4 protein-coding genes are annotated in these 3154 nt (G+C 43.5%); all 4 read left to right on the plus strand.

From position 1 onward, the window contains the following. Nucleotides 1–188 (plus strand): hypothetical protein (locus tag LZ23_RS25060; protein ID WP_045214368.1); only part of this gene is annotated, 188 nt, incomplete at its 5' end. A gap of 91 nt (nucleotides 189–279) precedes the next feature. Then, nucleotides 280–774 carry a 4Fe-4S dicluster domain-containing protein gene (locus tag LZ23_RS11635; protein WP_045214370.1) on the plus strand — a complete coding sequence of 165 codons (495 nt, stop codon included), beginning with the start codon at nucleotides 280–282 and terminating at the stop codon, nucleotides 772–774. Between the two features lie 413 nt (nucleotides 775–1187). Then, complete coding sequence (locus tag LZ23_RS11640) at nucleotides 1188–1850, plus strand: OmpA/MotB family protein (RefSeq protein ID WP_198145980.1); 663 nt, start codon at nucleotides 1188–1190, stop codon at nucleotides 1848–1850. Nucleotides 1851–1969: 119 nt separating this feature from the next. Further along, nucleotides 1970–2776, plus strand: a complete 807-nt coding sequence (locus LZ23_RS11645) for a motility protein A (protein ID WP_045214374.1) — start codon at nucleotides 1970–1972, stop codon at nucleotides 2774–2776. Nucleotides 2777–3154 lie beyond the last annotated feature (378 nt).

The following is a 3154-nucleotide window of genomic DNA, read 5'->3' on the forward strand; positions in this document are numbered from 1 at the left end:
TTCCAAATATGGGACTGTTCTTCAAGGTGGAGGCGGCTTCCAGCCGCCTGGAATTAAATAGCCTGCAGGATGCAGGCTCCACTTTAAAGTCAGTTCCTCAAAGGCTCGGTCCCGGTCCGCCCAGGGGAGGAGCTTACAATTCAAATTTACAGTTTTCAGATAATCAAAATGCACTCCTGGGAATGTGAGCAACTTTTAGATCAAGCCACGGTTTCTCATTCAAAAGTCTAAACTATTAATATCTTTTACAATCAATTAGCATTAAGCCCCGGCATAACTATGAAAACATTATACATTGATTACAGCAAGTGCATAGGTTGTGGTACCTGTGAAGCTGTCTGCAAGTTCATTTACCGGGTTCCTAGAATTATCATGAGCAGAACCACTTATGGCCTGCATGTTCCTCTTTACTGTCAACATTGTGATAACCCCAAGTGCATGAAAGCATGTACAAATAAGGCTCTTTTCCAGGATCCGCAGGGAGTGGTCAGGCTTAAGGAAGAAATTTGCCAGCAATGCGTGACAAAAAATTGTCTCATGGCCTGTCCTTATGTAGCCATGATGTGTACTGGACATGAAAACCCGGTAACCAAATGTGACTTATGCGTGACCCGAGCGGATCTTGGTCCGGCTTGCGTTTTAATGTGCCCATGTGATGCTTTAATCCTGGCAGATAGAGAATCGCTGCCAGATCTTGAAACTGATGCATCCAAACAGGCCTGGCAAAGGGTAAAAAAATACATCATCTGCCCTGACTGCCAGAATCCTGGATGAATCTCTTTTCATACATGCATCAATCTCCAAAGTGGCAGTCCCTTGTTTCCTGCAAGTAACTAAATCCAAGTATCTTCAAAAAAATGGACCCCGGATCCGTCATCCCGGACTCGATCCGGGACCGGGGTGACGGTTTAAGCAAGTGCTTACTCTTTATCGTCATTCCGGCGAAAGCCGGAATCCAGGTATTTTCACGTTCTCATACTCCAGTCTTGAAACATTATACTCTTGAAACTCCAGCCCCTTCTTTAAGATTTATATAGCATTTCATGGTTCAGTATTTGCAATGTATGCTTGCAGGGAAAAAAACGCCTGCCTGCAGGCATATAACCTCCCTTAAAGGCCAGCTGCCATTTTTTCATGTGCAGATGCCTGCATACCTGCTGAATTTAAAATGTCCAAGAGGTAAAACTGTGAGTTATGATCTGAAATCTTCTTACTTCGTTACAGAAGAACGGGATTATTCCCCTGAAACCCTTCGCAGTTCCTGGGCTGTGCCCTGGTCTGACCTCATGATGGTTATGTTCATACTCTTTCTGGTATTGTTTATATTTCATGCCAGAGAAAACAAAGTGACAGTTCCGCAAGCATTCTTTGCGCAATGGGATGGTCGTATATCTCACGGTGTTCAAAATCTTGACCTTGATCCATTGTTAGTAAAGATGCGCGAAAACCTACCTGCAAACTCATCAGTACTTGACTATTACCGTGGTGAAAATGGTGATCTGATCATATCACTCTTTGGAGAAACCTTTTTCAATAAAGGAAGCACTGAATTAAATGATCAGTCCATAAACTATCTGGAACAGATCGCCAGAATAGTATCCCTGGCTCAAGGTGGAATAATCGTATCCGGGTATGCGGATGCAGCAGAAAACCACAGCAACCCCTGGGAAATGTCTGCAATTAGAGCAGCTGGAATCGGACTTGCAATGGAAAAACTGGGTAATATCAGTAAGGAAAAGATAGTGGTTCAGGGCTATGGTGTCAGTAAACCATTAGTACCTCAACACTTAGAGATATCCAGCGAAAGAAATAGAAGAGTGGAAATCCGGATTTTGAATAACCAGAGCTGATGAGTTTTGACTTTCTCTTATGCCGACTGTCACTATTTTCAAAAAAGACTGTTCCGTAAGGTAACTCACAGGTTTGGTATAAGTACGTCCTGATGGAGCAATTATAAACGAGGTATAATATGATAAATAAAACACTCCTTGCAGGCTTTATCTGCTTTGCACTATTTTTGACTGCTTTTTTTGTTTCCGGTCAGTCCATGATCTATTTCAATGCAACTGCTTTTCTTGTTGTTGTTTCAGGCACCATAGGAGCAGGCATGATGAGTTTTGGACCTGGAAAATTCATGCAGGCCATAAATTATGCAATGAGAGCTTATCAGGAAGATCAGACAAGACTGAGACGGCTTGTAGATGTACTCATGAGTCTTGGGCATTTGCACCGCAGACATGGCGTTGTCAGCCCTGACAGTGTTGTTGATGTTAATATGAAGGCCTCAAGAGGATTGGAACTTATTAAGGATGGCTACAGTGAAAATGAGATCAGAGAAATAATCAGTTCTGAAGCCCGAGCTGAAAGGATAAGCAGGCAGGAGCTGGAAAGAGTTTTCAGAAGTATGGCTAACTACTCACCGTCTTTTGGAGTTGCCGGCAGTGTCATAGGTCTTGTTGGACTGCTCATGGGTATGGAAGAAACAAGCCTGATACTCAAAAGTATTCCCATAACACTGGTTTCAACTCTTTATGGCATTGTGCTGGCGAATTTTCTGCTTCTGCCAGTTGCTGAAAAAATGCGTCAGGAAAATGACATGGAAACCAAAGAAAGCGAAATGATCCTCTGTGCCATGGTAGGCATGCGGCGTAATGTCGATTTCCTCAAATTGCAGAGAATGCTCAACTCAATGGTAAGTGACCCACAATCCCGCGTCGAGGACTCAGGAGCTTTCAGAAGAATAAGCGCCAGGTTAAAGACAGAAAATGCTGGGTAGTTAGCTCTATTGACAGATCCTAACAAGTAACTACAAGCGTATATGTAATAAATTCAGAGTATTACTGTTTTACCATACAGACTGCTTCGGTCGCTCAGGCTCACTTGTGGGTGACAGGTTTTCAGCAACTACATTCTTGACACCTCGGGTGTCATTGCGAGCGAGTCTTTTTATCCCGTTGAATACACGCAGTGTAGGCGCAGCCATTCAACTGGGGCGAGCGCGGCAATCTCTAACGCGTTGAGGCTGTTTCAAGTTTTTACGATTTTTGCTCACGATTGATGCACATTTGCCTGAAAAATTCCGTCAAAGATGGGAACTTTGCGCCTGGCACAGGGACTGTCCCTCGCTGTGTAAATTTTTCCATTGAAGCAAATT

Source organism: Desulfonatronovibrio magnus (genome assembly GCF_000934755.1).
Lineage (GTDB): Bacteria > Desulfobacterota > Desulfovibrionia > Desulfovibrionales > Desulfonatronovibrionaceae > Desulfonatronovibrio > Desulfonatronovibrio magnus.